Source organism: Psychroserpens sp., assembly GCF_036960315.1.
GTDB lineage: Bacteria > Bacteroidota > Bacteroidia > Flavobacteriales > Flavobacteriaceae > Psychroserpens.
In genome coordinates this window covers 187486-205732 of sequence record NZ_JBALVR010000007.1, presented here as the reverse complement: position 1 = coordinate 205732, position 18247 = coordinate 187486, and the positions used below count along the sequence as shown (strand labels likewise).

The 18247-nt window shown below is 34.4% G+C and carries 11 protein-coding genes; 2 read left to right on the top strand and 9 right to left on the bottom strand.

The window, feature by feature from the left end; genetic code table 11:
• Window positions 1-8: 8 nt before the first annotated feature.
• The 5 genes from V7719_RS13195 to mnmE all read right to left on the bottom strand — a co-directional run bounded on the left by V7719_RS13195 (window position 9) and on the right by mnmE (window position 10673).
• Window positions 9-1934 carry an Ig-like domain-containing protein gene (locus V7719_RS13195; protein WP_335730391.1) on the bottom strand — a complete coding sequence of 642 codons (1926 nt, stop codon included), beginning with the start codon at window positions 1932-1934 and terminating at the stop codon, window positions 9-11.
• 12 nt (window positions 1935-1946) lie between these two features.
• Window positions 1947-5102: a glycoside hydrolase family 2 TIM barrel-domain containing protein gene (locus V7719_RS13190; protein WP_335730407.1), complete on the bottom strand. Its 3156-nt coding sequence runs from the start codon at window positions 5100-5102 to the stop codon at window positions 1947-1949.
• A 358-nt stretch (window positions 5103-5460) separates the two neighbouring features.
• Entirely contained in the window at window positions 5461-8265 is a 2805-nt protein-coding gene (locus V7719_RS13185; RefSeq protein ID WP_335730390.1) for a helix-turn-helix and ligand-binding sensor domain-containing protein, read from the bottom strand.
• Between the two features lie 126 nt (window positions 8266-8391).
• A complete protein-coding gene (locus tag V7719_RS13180) occupies window positions 8392-9282 on the bottom strand; it encodes an alpha/beta hydrolase (protein ID WP_335730389.1) in 891 nt (296 codons plus the stop codon).
• A complete protein-coding gene (gene mnmE, locus V7719_RS13175; RefSeq protein WP_335730388.1) occupies window positions 9282-10673 on the bottom strand; it encodes a tRNA uridine-5-carboxymethylaminomethyl(34) synthesis GTPase MnmE in 1392 nt (463 codons plus the stop codon). Before mnmE ends, V7719_RS13180 begins: the two co-directional genes overlap by 1 nt.
• Window positions 10674-10813: 140 nt before the next feature.
• Here mnmE and V7719_RS13170 point away from each other — a divergent pair, with 140 nt between their 5' ends.
• On the top strand, window positions 10814-11971 hold the full coding sequence (locus tag V7719_RS13170; RefSeq protein WP_335730387.1) for a redoxin domain-containing protein: 1158 nt from the start codon (window positions 10814-10816) through the stop codon (window positions 11969-11971).
• 71 nt (window positions 11972-12042) lie between these two features.
• On the opposite strand, the gene V7719_RS13165 is transcribed toward V7719_RS13170, so the two are convergent.
• Window positions 12043-12678 (bottom strand): rhomboid family intramembrane serine protease, encoded by a 636-nt coding sequence (locus V7719_RS13165; protein WP_335730386.1) that lies wholly within the window; start codon window positions 12676-12678, stop codon window positions 12043-12045.
• Between V7719_RS13165 and V7719_RS13160 the strand changes: the two genes are divergently transcribed.
• A complete protein-coding gene (locus tag V7719_RS13160) occupies window positions 12644-13630 on the top strand; it encodes a lysophospholipid acyltransferase family protein (protein WP_335730385.1) in 987 nt (328 codons plus the stop codon). The two genes, V7719_RS13165 and V7719_RS13160, sit on opposite strands and share 35 nt — an antisense overlap.
• 168 nt (window positions 13631-13798) lie before the next feature.
• Here the strand turns inward: V7719_RS13160 and V7719_RS13155 are convergent, their stop codons facing one another.
• The 3 genes from V7719_RS13155 to V7719_RS13145 are packed head-to-tail and all read right to left on the bottom strand — an operon-like array spanning window position 13799 to window position 18247.
• On the bottom strand, window positions 13799-14734 hold the full coding sequence (locus V7719_RS13155) for a PKD domain-containing protein (protein ID WP_335730384.1): 936 nt from the start codon (window positions 14732-14734) through the stop codon (window positions 13799-13801).
• A gap of 13 nt (window positions 14735-14747) precedes the next feature.
• A complete protein-coding gene (locus tag V7719_RS13150) occupies window positions 14748-16772 on the bottom strand; it encodes a hypothetical protein (protein ID WP_335730383.1) in 2025 nt (674 codons plus the stop codon).
• 17 nt (window positions 16773-16789) lie between these two features.
• Window positions 16790-18247, bottom strand: a complete 1458-nt coding sequence (locus V7719_RS13145) for a RagB/SusD family nutrient uptake outer membrane protein (protein ID WP_335730382.1) — start codon at window positions 18245-18247, stop codon at window positions 16790-16792.

The window sequence follows — 18247 nt, the reverse complement described above, 5'->3', positions numbered from 1 at the left end:
CTTTAACTTTAATCAATAATTTGTATATCATCAAAATAGTAGATACTTCCGTCCCCAGGTAATCCAGGAATAAATTCGAAAAACACAACTATTTTAACAAAACTTGCCGATGTGTTCATACCACTGAAATCCCATTCTAATTCTTCCCATTCACCACTAGTAGTTGTAGTAGCATCAAGTTCAATACCAACTGAGTTATCGACATTTTCTAAACGTACTCTAATAGGAATACCGACTTTAGGTGACCAAACTTTCATTCTAAATTTTTGTGATGTTGAGAAATCTATGGGTGCATCCAAGTTGAGAAACGTTCCTCCAAAAAACTGAGCACCAACAGTTTTAGTGGATCTCATAACATTTGCAGTAGGATTAATTCCACTAGGATCAGGATTAGCTTCTATAGCAGAATCCGCTCCTTCAAATCCAGCAAAATCATAAGCTAATGTTGTCGATTCAAAACCTATAGGCAATGCTACTTGAGTTGCTGCAGAGTCATCAACATTTGGAGACGGATCAACAACCTCTTTGTAATAATATATATTATCCACATATACGTTAGAAATTGTAGCATCAGTAACTAGGATTATAAGTCCTAAGGCATCTCTTACACTTAAACCATTAAAATCTCCTAATGCTATATCAAAACTAGCCCATCCATTCGATACTAATTGTGAGTAGTTTAATGTTACAGAACCAGATGTTTCATTCGTTGTTTGTACACCATTCAGCAATTCTATTCTGATAAAATCGCCAGGACTTAAAGCTTCTTGCACATTGATATCGACATGAAAATGCGTCATTTGAGCAGCATTAACAGGCGCAACATCTAAAAATGTTCCAATTCCAACGAAATTTAAATCTGTATAATTGATAACTTCGCCTCCACCAATATTAATAGGCGGGGCACCTCCTAGTGTCGTTTGAAAAGGAGCAAAAAACCCATTATAATAATCCACAGGAACATTAGTATATGCATCACTAAATACAGATATCACATTTTCAGGTGCTCTATCTGGTATAGGAGCTTGAGTAAATTCACCTAAAGATTCTAATGTTATTGATCCAGATGCGTCAAGGCCATCTAAAGTTGCTGTTATCGTAGTGGTTCCACTACCAACAATACTTATTTGTCCCGATTCATTTACTGAAGCGACACTTGTGTTAGATGAGCTAAATTCAAAGTAACTAGGTGCAGCAGCAACTGTCTGATCTATACCTGAAGCTAAATTAAAAGTTTGTGAAAGACCAGAAATGTCTCTTTGAGAACCTATAAAAGTAATCTCGTTTAAATCATTACCATCAAAAATTGCTGGTCTCGGTTGAGCAACAGTTCCTAAATTTTCAAATTTTATGTCGTCAAACCAAAGTACATACCCAGAACCTCCTGTTTCTTGTGTCCCAGCAGAATACCAAAACATACCACGCTCTTCTAGTAACTTTGAAGCATCAGGAATAGGAATTACATATTTGGTCCAATTGGTACCAATACTAAGGCCACTTGCTGTAACTTGAAATTTATCTTCAATAAAATCTACACCAAAGCCAACTTCACCTAGATTAACACCTTGAGATGCTTTAGCCCAGAACGTCAATGCATCAAAACCAGATAAATCTCTACCGGCACCATCGACTCTAAAAATAGCGCCTGCATAATTACCATTTGGATCATTCGCGTTTGGTACGTCAATACGGATTGAAGCTGAACTCTCGTAACCTTCCCCATCAAATGTGGCAGCATCAAGTTTTGAACCTGCAAAAGGAAAGTAGAAATCACTTCCCAAACCAACAGGTGTGTCTATAAAAACATCTCCTATTCTTGCAAATGTTGCAGGAACAGCATCATCTGTAAGATCTCTTTCGCATCCTAGAGTAAGGGTTAAAACTAACCCTAACACGAATGCTCTCTTAAATTTAATTAATCTTATATTATTCATTTTTAGCTTTTTTTATTTTCCTATATTGATATGTACATACGTTCTAATTTCCCATTCGTCACCATCAGGAAATCCAACCGAACTTATTGGTGGAACACCAAATTCTGGCGCTGCCAATGGTGAATATCTAGGTGAATTTTGGTTTAAAGAACGCCAAGTCCCTCTAATACCAATTTTAGTGCTTGGTAAAATAAACCAACCTGGTTTTCCTAATGATGTAGACAGATCTAACATCAATTGTACAGGATACGTCAAGTTAAAATCTCTATGGTAATCAAATGGTCCCCAATCGTTAATCTTAACATGAGTTTCTACTTTAATTTTATTATAAATCATTCTGATATCACCACCAAAACGTTTAATTAATCTCTCACTATCACCATTTGCTTGGCCGTTACCATAGTAGAAATTTCCAATTACACCTAAGTCTGGAGTTAATTTAGACACCATTCTTGTATGAACTTCCCATAAATCTTCTGCAGGTGCAGAATTAGGAAATGCAAAAAACTGACGATTGGCTAAGAAACCAATGTGAGCATCTTGTTGTGTAGGAAGGTGACGATATACAAAACCAAGATTCATTGCAAATTTAGCATCTTCAGCGCGATCGTTATCCCATTCATACATCCACGTACCTGGAGTTGGATCGAATGTAATCAACATTTCACCAGCCGTTGTTTCTCTATTACCTCTAACAGCAAAAGGATCAGATATAACATTTCTTAATCTTCCTGGTGCATCAACATCACCAGGCATTGGATCAACTAATGGTTTTTGCCATAAGAAGTTGGGAGCTATTTGAAAATCTCCAACTGTATACGTTAATCCAGCAAGGATGTTAGACTGGTTGCCACTTCCGTTATCTTTTAATCTCCAGCCCGTAAATGTTTGAGTTTGATCTGCACCACCATTAGCAACTAATCCCATAACAGCCGCTTGTGCATACACGTTAATTTTTCCTTCTTGGTAAGTAATTTTGGCTTTTCCTCCCCAATTATCTTTGCCTTGCACTTTGTCTTCAACTACTACACCATTTTCTATATCTTGAAAAGAACTTCCGTTTAAAGGACTTCCTCCCCAGATACCACCAAGGGTAATTCCGAACTTTCCAAAATCTCTTTCAATAGCAATTGTTGCTCTTTCAGTCGGCCAAGCAGAAATTATACCAGTACGAACTTGATTAGCATCTAATACACGCTGACCATTTTCGTCAAATTTGAGTGTCGTTTGAAAATCTCTATGATAGATACCTGTAAGGTCATATTTTCCAACTTTTCTGCTATACTTTAGTAATGTTGTTGGGTTTGCTCCCCACCATAATTGTGGTCCGAATGCCGCTTTTAATCCTTTAGCAACTCCTTTTCCATCAATTTCTACTCCTAAAATTTCACCACCATAGATATCTAAGTTAGGTCCATAATTGGCTTCTGGATATAAACCAAAAAAGTCACCTTCGTAACCCCAATGGTAATGTCCTGTTCTATAAAAACCTCTTAAATCGAAGTCTTTTGCATTCCATTCAAATTCTGCATTATATACATTTACCCGATTTACATCTTGAAGAGTCACCTCTCCTTGATCCGTGTCTAAAGTCACTACTCTTGCTCTATTTTCATAGAAGATTTCATCAATTGGATTTTGCGCAACGTTACCTATAATATTGAAGTTTACATTAGCCCTCATATTTGGTGCAGGATTACCTTCAACACCAATGAAATAAGACTGCATGTGGTCAAACCCTAATTCATTAGGAAATGCGTTTTCATTTGGATCAGCTGTATCTGGTGTTGTGATTAGGTTTCCTCCTGTACTAAATGTTGAGAACTCAGCACGTAAATTGCTCAATCTTATTTTACTAGAAGATCCACCACTAAGAGCTGCTTTATCGCCTCTAGCTCTCAAAACGGCATCCATTAACTCGATATTACTAAAATAATTATCAACAAATTCAGCGGTCATTTCATCTTCATACGGATTTAAACTATGTGCTTCTTTTAAAGCGTAATATGCTGCTCTTGGATATAATGTGTATAATCCTCTTTCGTTAGTTGGTCCCTTAGCACAGATACCAAACCATTCTTCATTCATATTGTTAGAACCATCCTTGGTATCGAGATAGTAGCCCCCGTTTGCCCAAGATGCATTATTATCATGAATGTCTAAATTTTTAGTCTGTCCAAATTTCCACCAGCCATCACTAAATTGAAAGGTGAAGCCTCCAATAGAGTTTTCTGCTTTTCCTAAACCTGCCGCATTTTCATAAATATCTTTCCAATTGCTAACCATATAGAAAGCCTGAGACCTTTGATCCTCTTGATTTTCTAAAGCATTAAACGCATCTGATCCAAATTCAGTAAGCATAATAGGAATATCCAATTTATCTTTAACTGTTTGAAATGCATCGGTAAATGTTACTCCACGATACATGTTTGTACCATATATGTCAACATCTTTACATTCTTCTGCAACAATATCTATGAATAATACATCACCATTACATATAGCTACAGGTCGAGATGTACTAATCTCTTTCATCTTAATCGCTGCATCGTTCATGAGTTTATACATTGGCCTTCCACGACTTTCTCCAATAAACTTCTTTTCTTCATCATCATCTGGGAAATCTTCGGTTTCTGCACCTGCCCAAAACAAGCCATAATTATTTTCGTTACCTAATAAGAATACTAATAGTCCCGGCGTATTTTTGTAGTCTTCAGCCATTTTAGTGACTTCAGACATTAACAACTCTTGCGTTGCAGGATTCCTATAATCTGTAATAGGCGTCCATACACCATTAAGGGTAAGACCATATCTACCAAATGAATGATTAAGCATCGTGTAAATACCATAGTTTTCGTAGATATATTGAACCCACTTAGGTTGTACACCAGTATACATTCTAACCGTATTAACACCCATGTTTTTCAACAAACCCATTTCTGCGTCAAGTGCTGCTTTAATCACATCATCTGATTGCTTCCATAAGCTATAGGTGAAATTAGTCCCAATTGGAAAATAATCCCAATTCATACCGTTGATCATAAAATCTTTTCCATCGACTTTTAGTCTCATTCCGTCGGTATTGTTTTCGACAACGACTTTATTGGCCTGAGCGAAAACTGAGAATGTTACTAATAAAAGAAGGAGTCCAAGAATATTTTTCTTCATCATTTAGTTGTATTTAAATTAGTTATTAAGGCATGGTTCCTCAAGATATTGATTGGATATCTATCAGATATTTAGTTTAAGTTATTAACTAGAATATTCAGTTAATAAAAAGCAACACCAAACACTTATTGTATACATATCGTAAATTTAAACCTATACGTTAATAAAATGCTAAAACAGACCTCAACAAAAAACATACATTCGCAAAAAAAAGAATGAATTATTGAGAAATACTCAGCTATTGTTAGAATTAAGCGCAGTAAAGCTGTGTTAAACTATTAAAATTACAGGGTTGTAATTGTTAAAAAAAGTACTGTGTATGGGAATTGTATAGGTAAAATACAGAGCCGTATAGTAGTTATATTTCTAAAATATAATTTGTCAAACTAGACTCATGAGGTAAATCCATTTTTTTACGCAGTCTGTATCGTTTGACCTCAACACTTCTAGATGAAATATTTAACAATGGAGCTATTTCTTTTGAAGAGAGATTTAATCTAAGATAGGCACATAATCTTAAATCATTTGGTGTAAGTTTTGAGTGTATCGCTTTAATCTTTTTCAGAAAATCTTTGTCAGCATTATTAAATGCTTCTTGGAAAAATTTCCAATCGTCTGTATTGTTTAGGTTTTTATCAATAATCTTAATAACTGACTTTAATTCGTTGTTTTGGTTAACATGTTTTAATTCTTCTTTGACCCCATTTAAAAACTCATTCTTTTTGATAAGGCTCATTGTAGAGATTGCTAACTCACGATTTTTATTATCAACATCTAGTTGTAGTTTTTCATTTTGAAGTTGCATGAGTTGTTGCTCACTTTCTAGTTCCCTTAATTCAATCTCACGTTTATTCTTGTCCAAGAGAGATTCTCGTTGTTTTCTATAGTAACGTTTATATACATTATGCATTAAAAAAGAAAAAGCGACAAAACCAAATATATATAACACTACCATTGCATTAGCCAAATACCATGGCTTAGCTATTGAAAACTTATAAGAGGCTACATTTGAACTTACATCATCACCTATTCGCGCTCTAACATTAAACGTATAATCCCCAAATGAAAGATTTTTAAACAACTCACTAGAATTAGTAGACCAATTACTCCAATTGTTATAAATGCCCTCTAGTTGATATTGGTACTCGGCTTCAATATATTTTTCGTATTCTGAAACACTATAATCGAATTGAAAATTATTTTCTTTATTCTCAAAGCTACCTGCAACTGTTTTATCAATTGACACAATTCCATTATTATTTACATGTCTATTTATAGAATTTATCGATATCTCATAATCCTTTTCAATAAGCTTATCCAAATCTATAATAATATATCCCGAAGATGACCCAAATAAATACTTATGCTCTTCAATATGGGCAATGTTTTCATATCCAGCCATGCTGTTTCTAATTGAACTTGGTAGTGATATCGTTTCTATTTCAGGCTTCGAACTTAATTTCCCAGTTGAAATATAATTAAGTCCTTCATCTGAAAAATACCAAAGCTTATTAGTTTTATCAGTTACTACTAACTTTCCAGATATATAAGTTTGGTCCTTAAAAACCTCACTATAAAGACTATCTTTAACAAATGCCATAGAACTTTCATTATACCTAAAAACACCATCTTTATACGTGTAAAATATATAGTCATCATATTTTAACAAACTGGAATTAGGGCCTTTTGCCACAGATAAATCTTTATCAATTTTTAAAACTTTTGAGAACTCAGGATCTACTTTAACCTTCAAAACACCTTTGTATTCATGACTTATAAAAACAGTATCTAAACCCAGTGTTTCAATGTATCTTGATGAAATATCGAATCCTTCAATTTTATTTCTAAATATCCATTTACCATTCACCCGTGCCAAGATATTTAGTCCGTTATAACTTCCTTGAAGCAGTAAATTTTCATTATTAGCTATGGCCTTAATTTTCCATGTACCAAAAGTGTTGTCTATTAATTTGGCCTCATCACCACTGATAACAAACGTCCCAGAAGTATGGGCACAAAATAGCGTGTCATACAATTCGACTAAAGACCATACTTGACCTTGAGTGCCTTTTATAAATTTAAAATCTTCATTAGAATTTTGCGATTTATAAAACAAGCCTTGATTTGTGCCTAAATAAAGATTGTTATTATAAATTAAAGAACCGTATACTGTTCCAATAGTTCCTTTTTGATCGTTGTATATACTGAATGGAGACTCTATATTAATACAATTGATTCCATTGTCTAATCCTAACCAAATATTGTGGTCTTTATCTTCAAAAAGAGATAAAATGGTGTTATTACCCAATCCTGAAGATTGGTTAATATGATATTTAAGATCGCCATTGGGTTCTATATAAATAATTCCATTAGAAATAGTGCCTAAAGCAAAACCCTTATTTTCTAAACGAATACTATTATAAACACTGACCTGTGATAATAAATCATTAGAAGAAGTTTCCCATTTTGTTAAAACATTATCAGAATATAAGTAAAAGCCATTATTTTGTGTTTGGACTAAAAGTTCTCCATTTTGGTCAAACATATTTACGACTATATTTTCTTTTACCAACTCATCAACAATAACGAGTTCAGCTTTACCATTCTCAATTTTATAAATCCCTTCATCAATACTCTGAAAATAAATAGTTTCTTCAACTTTAAAAATTTTAGTCAGTGATGTATTAGAGTTTACAATTTTATAACTAGAGTCTTCGGCATTATAAATGACAATTCTATCTAAAGACTGAAACAGCACATAATCATCAAGGCTTAGAATGTCCCAAAATTGTTCGTCATCAACAATTGGGATATCAAGTTCTTTAGATAAAGGCGTATAATTTAAAATTCCAAAAGCATCTCTTTTCCAGTACCCAAACTCCATATAACTTCCTGTATAGACTAAAGTGTCAACAACATGAACGGTTCTCATAATCGTTTCTTTTGGAGATGGATAAAGTTTCCAATTTCCGCCATTAAACTCTAAAAGCCCTTTGTTGTTTGCTATAAAGATGTGATCATCCTTACACTGGGAAACAGCCCAATTTTGGTTATCGGCATTATATTGATCTGGAGAATAAATTTGAACAGGTGGCAACTCTTGCGCTTGAGGGAAATAGCAAAATGCTAAACAAATGAGTATTGGAAATATTTTAAATTTCATATATTTTTTTGCAAGTCACCTTTGTATAGGTAAAACTTTGTATAGGTGTAATTAGAATTTCATTCTACAAAGTAGCATATAAATTCTAGAAAACAAAGCAATCACTGCCTCTAGTAACAATCTTGTTTACTTTTTAAACTCTAAACGCTTGGTTTGAATTACTTTAGAATCTATGACTGTATTGTTTATAAATGTCATAATATGATCCATTTCAGCAAATGGTATTGAAGCTACTTCATGTTCTCCACCTTCCACTCTAAACAAATAACAAGAAGTGTTCAGTTTTTCTAAACGTGTAAAAATCACACCAGATCCAGTGAGCATTAGAAATCCTGTATCCTCTTTGTTACAAAAATGATGTGGCGCTTTAGAATAAGGAACTAAGTTATCTTTTGTGCCATGAAATAATACTGTAGGAATAGCATTAGCAGTTGTTATATGTGTTTCATCAACCATAGCACCAGCTAGGGAAATGATTCCAGCATATTGAATTTGATCATACGCAGAAGTATCTTCAATAAAATAGTCTTTCATATAAACTGCACTCAAAACAGCTTCTGCTCCTGCACTACTTCCTCCAGCTATTATTTTTTTAGTGTCAATTTGCAAGGAATCGCTTTGAGTGATCATAAATATGGTTGCATCCAGCAAATCCTGAGCTGCCATTGCAAAAGTAAATAGCTTTTCCTCTTTTGAACACTTACAACCAAAACCAGTTTTGGCACCTTTTCTCAACAACCTATACGAAATAGAAACGCCTATATACCCTTTAGTCGTGATGTACTTCATAAGTTGCTTTTCATCTTTACCATCTCGAAGTCCACCTGAAAATCCACCACCATGCATCCAAATTAAAACTGGTAACTTTTGGTTTGGTTGAATATTTCCTGGAGTATACACATCAAGTTTTAAAGAATCGTTTTGTTTTACAGCGTAAGTATGAGTAGCTACTGTTTGCGAAAATGAGCTCAGGGAAACAAAAAAGAAGCCAACCAAAATTTTAAAAGATATACTCATTATTTTCCGATGCAGAAGTTAGCGAAGATATTCCCTAACAAATCATCATTCGTGATTTCTCCAGTAATTTCTCCAAAGTGATAGAGTGCTTGTCTTATATCAATCGCTAATAGATCTCCTGAAAGCCCTGTTTCTAATCCGTTTTTTACTTTCTGAATTTCTTCAAAAGCTTTCAATAAGGCATCATAGTGTCTCGAATTGGTGACAATCGTTTCATTATTTCGCAAGGCTCCTGTATTGATTAAATTGAGAAGAGAATTCGTTAATTGCTCGACACCAAATCCTGTTTTAGCTGAAAGCAATTGAATCCCTTCAATTCGATTCTGAAGTTCTGCCAACGCACTATCATCCAACTGATCAATCTTATTAGCAATAATTAGCAATGGTTTTTGTGGATATTTGTTTTTAATTTTTTCGATTTCAATTTGAATGTTTTTTAAATCTGAAATCGTATTCGAACTGTCAAATAGATAAACAACAACTTGCGCTTGGTCTATTTTCTCAAATGTCTTTTTAATCCCTATAGATTCAACTAGGTCTTCAGTTTCTCTAATTCCTGCAGTATCAATAAATCGAAAGCCTATTCCTCCAATCGAAATTTCGTCTTCAATGGTATCACGTGTTGTTCCAGGGATTTCAGAAACAATAGCACGATCTTCATTCAATAAAGCATTTAACAATGTTGATTTACCAACATTAGGTTCTCCAACAATAGCAACTGGAATTCCATTTTTGATCACATTTCCAACGGCAAAAGAATCGATCAGTCGCTTTAACACAAAGGTGATTCGATTCACTAATTCTTTAAATTGAGAGCGATCTGCAAACTCGACATCTTCTTCAGCAAAATCAAGCTCCAATTCAATTAAAGATGCAAAATTGAGAAGCTCTTCCCTAAGTTTTGCAATTTCCGAAGAAAAACCACCACGCATTTGTTGCATAGCTACTTGATGAGACGCTTCATTTTCACTAGCGATCAAATCGGCAACCGCTTCGGCTTGAGATAAATCCAATTTTCCATTTAAAAATGCTCGTAATGTAAACTCTCCAGCAGTAGCCATTCGACAACCTTTCCGGAGAAATAATTGAATAATTTCTTGCTGAATATATAGACTTCCATGACAAGAAATTTCTACCACATCTTCACCAGTATACGAATTTGGGTTTTTAAACACAGATACCAAAACTTCGTCAAAAACGCGTTGATCTTCAATAACATGTCCAAGATGTATCGTATGTGTGGATTGTTTTTTTAATAATTTACCCGTTACTACAGATTTAAATTGATTATCAACAATTGAAATAGCGTCACTACCAGAAAGTCGGATAATAGCAATAGCCCCACTTCCAGATGCTGTGGCTAGAGCAACGATTGTATCTTGATGCGTCATTAGATGTCATTTCTCACAAAAGTATTGCAATTTTGTATTTATAAAACCATTTATACCATTTCTTTAAGTTTTTATTAAGCATTGCGCTTGATTTTCTTTGGTCTAACTTGTTATATTTGCAGTATTAAAATTTTAAAATCATGAACAGAATAATTACAATTATATTAGTAGGTGTTTTACTTCAAGCGTGTAAAACTGAGGGGAATTCAGATGAGGTCTTAAGAGACACCTATTTGATTACAGGAGAAGCTCCAGGTGTTTATAATGGTATTAGAGCCTATCTACAAACTACAGATGAACGCGGTAGAAAAGTAAATAAAGATACTGCTATTGTGGTGAATGAACGATTCACATTTGAAGGTAAGGTTGATACGCCTAAACTATGGTTTTTAAGTATTAATAGTGTAAAAGGCAACCTTCCGCTTATTGTAGAAAACAAGGCGATTGCTCTTGAAATTGATCAGGCAGATATAGCAAAATCCAAGATTAAAGGCACAAAGGCTAATGACGAATTAGTAGCTTACAATACTGAACTACAAATTCATGGCTCTAAAATTAGTGAGTTAAGCACTAAGATTGGTGCAACAGAGGACAAGGATGAAAAAAGTAAATTAGCCTATGAGGCTACTGAGCTTAGAAGAGAAAGTATAACGCTTCCAGAGAAATTTATTAAAGAACACAAAAACAGTCTGTACTCATTAGTTATTATTGATAATATGCTTAATAAAAAAGATGCAAACATCAATAATATCTCTAGCTTATATGATAGTTTAGATGCTAGTATGAAATCTACACAGTTTGCTACAAAAGTAAAGATCAAACTTGAAGGCATCAAAAAGTCAAAAGAGCGACTAAGTACTACTGAAATCGGAAAACCTGCTCCGGATTTCACTGCTCCTACTGCGGACGGAAAACAGTTGGCTTTAAAAGATGCTATGGGAAAAGTAACAATTATCGATTTTTGGGCATCATGGTGTGCACCTTGTCGACGTGAAAATCCTAATGTCGTGAAAGTCTATGAAAAATACCATGATAAAGGATTAGAAATTATAGGTGTTTCTCTAGATGGAACTTCGAGACAAACAGACCCCAAAGCGGCTTGGTTAAAAGCTATCGAACAAGATCAATTAACTTGGAAACACGTTTCTAGCCTTAAGTATTTTAATGATCCCATTGCTCAAGCCTATAATATAAGGTCTATCCCTGCAACGTTTATTTTAGATGAAAAAGGAATCATAATTGCAAAAAATCTTAGAGGTGCTGATTTAGAAGCTAAAATCGCTGAGTTACTAAACTAACAATTTATGATAAAATATTAAAGCCTTCATTCGTTATCGATTGAAGGCTTTTTTATGGTGATTAGAAACCGTTAGACCTTTCCTATTTTATGCAAGATGAATAAAACGACAATTGGAATCCCTAATAACCCAACCATTAATAATTCGGTTTCAAATAATGAAGGTTTTAAAATCAAAGTAATTAAATAGCCACCAACTGCACCACCAAAATGGGCATCATGACCAATATTTCCAACACGTTTTTTCATGCCATAGATAGAATAGAGTAAGTATCCTATTCCGAAAACAAAACCAGGAATAATGAAGTTTATTTGCATCATAGGATCAATTAGTATTGCAGAATAAATCACACCCATTACTGCTCCACTCGCTCCAACTGCACTATATTGATATTCGTTTTTATGAAAATAAAAAGACAATAGACTTCCCATAACCAAACCACCTATATATACAATTAAGAAATTAATTTCGCCTAATTCATAGATAACGCGATCTGCAAAAAAGTAAAGCGTTATCATATTGAATAATAAATGCTGTGAATCTGCATGCAAAAACCCAGAACTAAATACTCTTATCTGCTCACCTCTTCTAATACTACCTATATTGAACTTGTAACGCTCAAAAAAGTTATAATCATTAAATCCTTTGTAGGATATCAATGCATTAGCTGCAATGATGATAATGGTAAACAAACTAAAACTACCCATAGACCTGAAACGTTTTTATTATAATTATATTTGCACTTGCAAATTTAAGACATTCATGCAATTTATAATATACATTTTAGTTTATCCTTTTTTGTGGTTTATTTCTATACTTCCGTTTAGATTATTATATGCGTTTTCAGATTTTATGTACCTACTCATCTATCGGGTGTTTGGCTATCGAAAGAAAACGGTTAAAGATAATTTAAGACTTGTATTTCCAGAAAAAGACGACAAAGAAATCAATAAAATCACCAAAAAATTCTATCATCATTTATGTGATATGATGGTTGAAGCAATCAAGTCGCTATCTATTTCTGAAGCTGAAATGAAAGAACGGTATGTATTCACAAATGTCGATCTTATCCAAGATTTAGAAAACCAAGGTAGAAGTATGGTTTTAATGTTGGCGCACTACGGAAGTTGGGAGTGGATTTTTATACTTCAAACTTATGTTAAGTCAAGAGGTAATGCAGTTTACAAGCGTATCGAAAATAAATATTTTGATCGGCTAGTAAAACGTATTCGAGCTAAATACAACAGTCATTTAATTACGACTAAGGAAACGGTTCCTCTTCTTACGAAATTAAAAAAAGAAGGCATAACCACGGTTAACGGCTTTATATCTGATCAAACACCAAAACCTTGGAAAGCCTTTCACTGGACAGAGTTTATGAAGATTAGGGTCCCTGTGCATACTGGCGCTGAAATGTTAGCAAAGCGTTTAGACATGTCTGTAGTATTCTTTAGCGTAAAACGGCTCAAACGTGGTTATTATGAAGCCACATTTGAAACGTTAGCAGACCACCCAAATGATTTTAAAGATTATGAAATCACAGATAAATTTTTAAAGCTTGTCGAAAACCAAATTCATGAAGCCCCAGAATATTACTTATGGACACATAAACGTTGGAAACACAAAGACAAAAGCCCAGAAGATTATATAAAACCGTAACCTAATGGTGGTTCTCTAGACTACTTATGATACTTTAAGGCATCTATAATACGAACATATAATATGTTTTCTGTAGTGAATAGTATCTCATAAATTATATAAAAAAAGACCGATAACTTAAGCTATCGGCCTTTTTTAGAAACTAATTCAAACAACTATTTATATAACTTAATCGTTAGGGTTGTCTGTTTGAAAAACACAATACCAAGCGAAACCTGGTTCTGTTACCCTGACATGCAATCTATCTTCTGTAATTGTAATAATTTCAAAATTACTACTACCACAATACCAGCTCATAAATCCTCCATCTGTAAAACTGATAGTTGTTCCACGATATCCACCATCAATTGTAGCAATAGAAGACGATGGTACCAACTGAGCATTTTTAATACCTCCTAAAGAAGGCACTACATCACTACCGTGACACGTATCTCCTGCGACACCTACATTCCCTGCAAAAGTTCCAGGTATATAAGCGTCTCCAACAGTCTGTTCATAGGTGAGAGCACCATCAGCTGCTTGTGTAAATACCATTTCGGCGTCATACATACATAACTTATCTGGGTGCCATGCTAAAGATTGGAAATAAGCATTAAACGTGTGTGAACCATCATCCATTACCTCGTCTGGTCCTAATCCTATATTTTGAGGTTTGTCTGCTGCCCAGTACCACGTTTTACTAAAACCAGCACCACCACTTAATAAAATTTTAGCTTCTTCGTCTTCAAAAGAACTGAATACATCTATATTCAAACTCACAGACGTCGTTATACCACCTATACCAGATGCCAGAATTGTAACTGTATATGTATTAATTCCAGTTAGAGCAAACACATGTGATGCTTCTCCTGAAGGCGCAGAAGTATTATCTGATCCGTCGCCAAAATTGTATCTATACGTTAATGCATTATCTGATGTTCCAATAAAATTCACAAGGCCTGAGCCATCTCCAAATGGATTGTCTACATCTTGTCCAATAATTTCTGCGCTTATTTGTACGTTTGTTGGAGCTATAATTTCACCAAATTCCTGATCTTCATCTTGGCATCCATAAAAGAATACAACCAATAAGGAAAGGCTTATTAAAATTTTTAAACTTTTCATTGTCATTTTTTTTTTAATTAGTAAGTGTAAACTCGTCAAAATAGTAGAGTGAATCATCCCCTGAAGTTCCAAAATCAAAGAATATTACTACTGTAACATAATCCGCAGGTGGAGCGCCAGAAAAATCATATACGAGTTCTTCCCATCCATTAGCTACAGAATTAGTAATATCAACTTCATGTGTAATACTAGCATCTGCGTTTTCAATTTTTAACTTAACAACAATTCCACTAGTAGGAGACCATGTCTTTACGCTAATTTGACTATATGAGGTTAAATCAAGTGGGTCTGGAGTTGCAAAAAGGGTACCTGCCCATACTTCAGATCCAGAAGTCTTTGTGAACTGTGCCACATTGGCTGTTGTATTTAAGCCGCTAGGATCTGGATTGCTCACAACTTGTGTGTCTGCGATATTACCAAATGCTATAAATGCTGGTGGTGTTCCTTCAAAATCTTGGAATGAAAAATCTTGTAGCGTTCCTACTAATTCGATATCATCGTAATAATATACTGAATCATCTCCAGGATTTCCAAAGTCGAAGAATATTACAACTTTAACATAATCCCCAGCTGGAGCATCATTAAAATCATATAATAGATTTTCCCATTCATTTGCTACAGTAGTAGGAAGATCTATTTCATGAGTAATACTAGCATCTGCATTTTCTAACTTCAGCTTAACGACAGCGCCTACAATTGGAGACCATGTTTTAACATTGATCTGTCCAAAAGAAGCTAAATCTATTGGAGAACCAGTATCAAATAATGCACCTGCCCAAACTTCTGATCCGTTCGTTTTTGTTAATTGTGCTACATTAGGACTGGTATTAATTCCAGACATGTCTGGGTTAGTAACGACCTCTGTATCTGCTATATTTCCAAATGAAATAAACGCTGGTGGTGGTGTCCCTTCAAAATCTTCAATAAGCTGTGAAACAACAACACCTGCAAAATCTTGTCTGATATTATCGACATAGAATGTCCAATCAGCAGTTCCATCACCTACAGTTCCAAAATCAAAGAACCACACTATTTTTTGGTAGGTTTCAGTTTCCAAAGTTGGAATGTCGGTCAAATCTATTGCGACTTCTTCCCATTCACTATTTCCTACTAAGGGCGCCTCTATTTCAATAAATATATTTGCATCATCAAGATTTTCTAATTTAAGTAGTAGAGTCCCTCCAGGACGTGGTGACCACACATCAAGCTTAATAACTTTCTTTACACTAAAGTCTATTGGCGATGATCCTACTATTACATTACCTGCCCAAACCTCTGGTGCTCCTTTAACTACTCTTGCCACTTTAGCCGATTCGTTTCCATTCATATCAGGGTTGTCAATAATATCTCCTGACGCTCCACCAAATCCGAAAAACACAGTAGAATCGAAAATCTCAAAATCTATAGGTAATACGGTTGGTGTAGTTATCGTAACTACAACTGTTGCTTCTGTCATTTCAACACCTCCACTTAGAGCCACAACTTTAACTGTATAATCTCCAACGATTGGGTATTCAAAACTGACCGCTTCACCTAAACTTAAAGGCGTTGCTTCTTCTTCTGTATTAGAAGTATCAAAAAACACTTCAAACGACGCAGCATAATCTGCAACGGCAGAAACATTTACTTGAAATGGATTAGAACCATCTATCTCAGCAGTTATAATCAAATTTTCAGGAGCACGGAATGACACCACTAGTTGTTGGGTAATTTCTGTTTTAAGCCCATTTATACTTACAGCCTCAATAGTTACAGTATATGTACCTTCTACATATATGTTTTCTACACTTTCTCCTTGAGGAACTAAAACTGGTTCCTCTGTACCATCACCTAATGTAATATTGTAGATAGAAGCACCTACAGCATTTGGTGTAATTAAAACCTTTCCAGAATTATCTTGTAATATATTAAAGGTTGCCGAAACTTCAGTTGGGGCATTTACATCATTCAAAAAATCCAGATTGTCATCATCATTTTCACAGCCTGTAAATAAACTAAAGGCTATAAAAAAACTAAATACATATTTTATTGTTTTCATAATATCAATTTTTTTTTTTAATACCCAGGGTTTTGATCCCATCTATTTCCAGCTAACTGTATTTCTATTAAAGGAATTGGAAATAATTCGTGCTTCCCAGACTGGAACCCATCTATTTCCACTGATGCTCTACCGGTTCTAACCAAATCAAAGAAATGATGCCCTTCCCCAACTAATTCTACACGACGTTCTTTATAAATAGCATTAGTTAAATTTGTTCCTGTTACATTAGTATCAGGTAAATTAGCTCTATCCCTAACTCTATTTAAATAAACTTGCGCTTGCATATCACCTAGGCCACCTCTATTAAGAGCTTCTGCAGCCATTAATAATACATCAGCAAAACGAATAGCTCTGTAATTATTAGGATTCGTTAAATTAGCATCTCCAGTATTTAAATCGCCTTGACGAGAAATATACTTTCTATTAAAATAGCCTGTATGCTCAAATCCAGTTGCAAATGTTGCTCCTGTATCTGAAGCCCAAGCATCAATATCTAATATAGCTGTTTCTAATCTCATATCACCGTCTTCAAAAGCATCTACAACTTCCTGTGTTGGAACATTAAAGCTAAAACCAGAATCAAACAAAGGACCCGTATAATTTCTTATGCCATTAAACCCAACCGCTACATTTCCTTCACTACATTGTAAACATTCAAAACCAGCACCTTCTCCATCAGAATATTGAACTTCGAAGACAGACTCTATATTATTCTCATTATCATTCTCAAACATTGTAGAATAATCTTCTAAAAGATCATAAGGTCCATTAGCGATAACATCTTCTAGAACTGTAGCTGCCTCACTAAACTTATCCTGATATAAATATACTTTACCCAACAAAGCTTGAGCAGCACCTTTAGTAACTCGACCAGCTTCAGACGCTGAATAGGTCAAATTACCGGCGGCATAAATTAAATCATCTTCTATTTGCTCATAAACTGTTGCTTTAGGAGTTCTGTCCAAAGTAAATTCTTCTCCTAAAACAAATCTTCTATCAACGACAAATGGTATATCTCCAAACCACTTTACTAGTTCAAAATAATAATAAGCCCTTAAAAACCGTGCTTGAGCGAGTACAGCATTTTTACCAGAAAATTCTATATTATCTTGAAATTCCATAATAAAGTTAGCTCTATTTACACCACCGTACATCCATCCCCAAATATCTCTTAATTGTGAATTTGTGGATGTATGAATCATATCATCAATTTCTTGAATTCCTGGTACATCTGTTGCACTTTCTCCTCCAGCGAGTGTATTATCTGATGCAATTTCTCCTAACATCACATTAAGGTATGTGGAGTGCAAAGGATCGTATGCTGATATTAATGCTGATTGATAATCTTCTTCACTATTAAAAAATGTATCTGAACTTGGATCTTGAGGGTCGACGTCTATAAAATCATCACCACAAGAAGAAAACATTATTAAGGCCAAGATTACTATGCTATTAATTTTTATCTGTTTCAT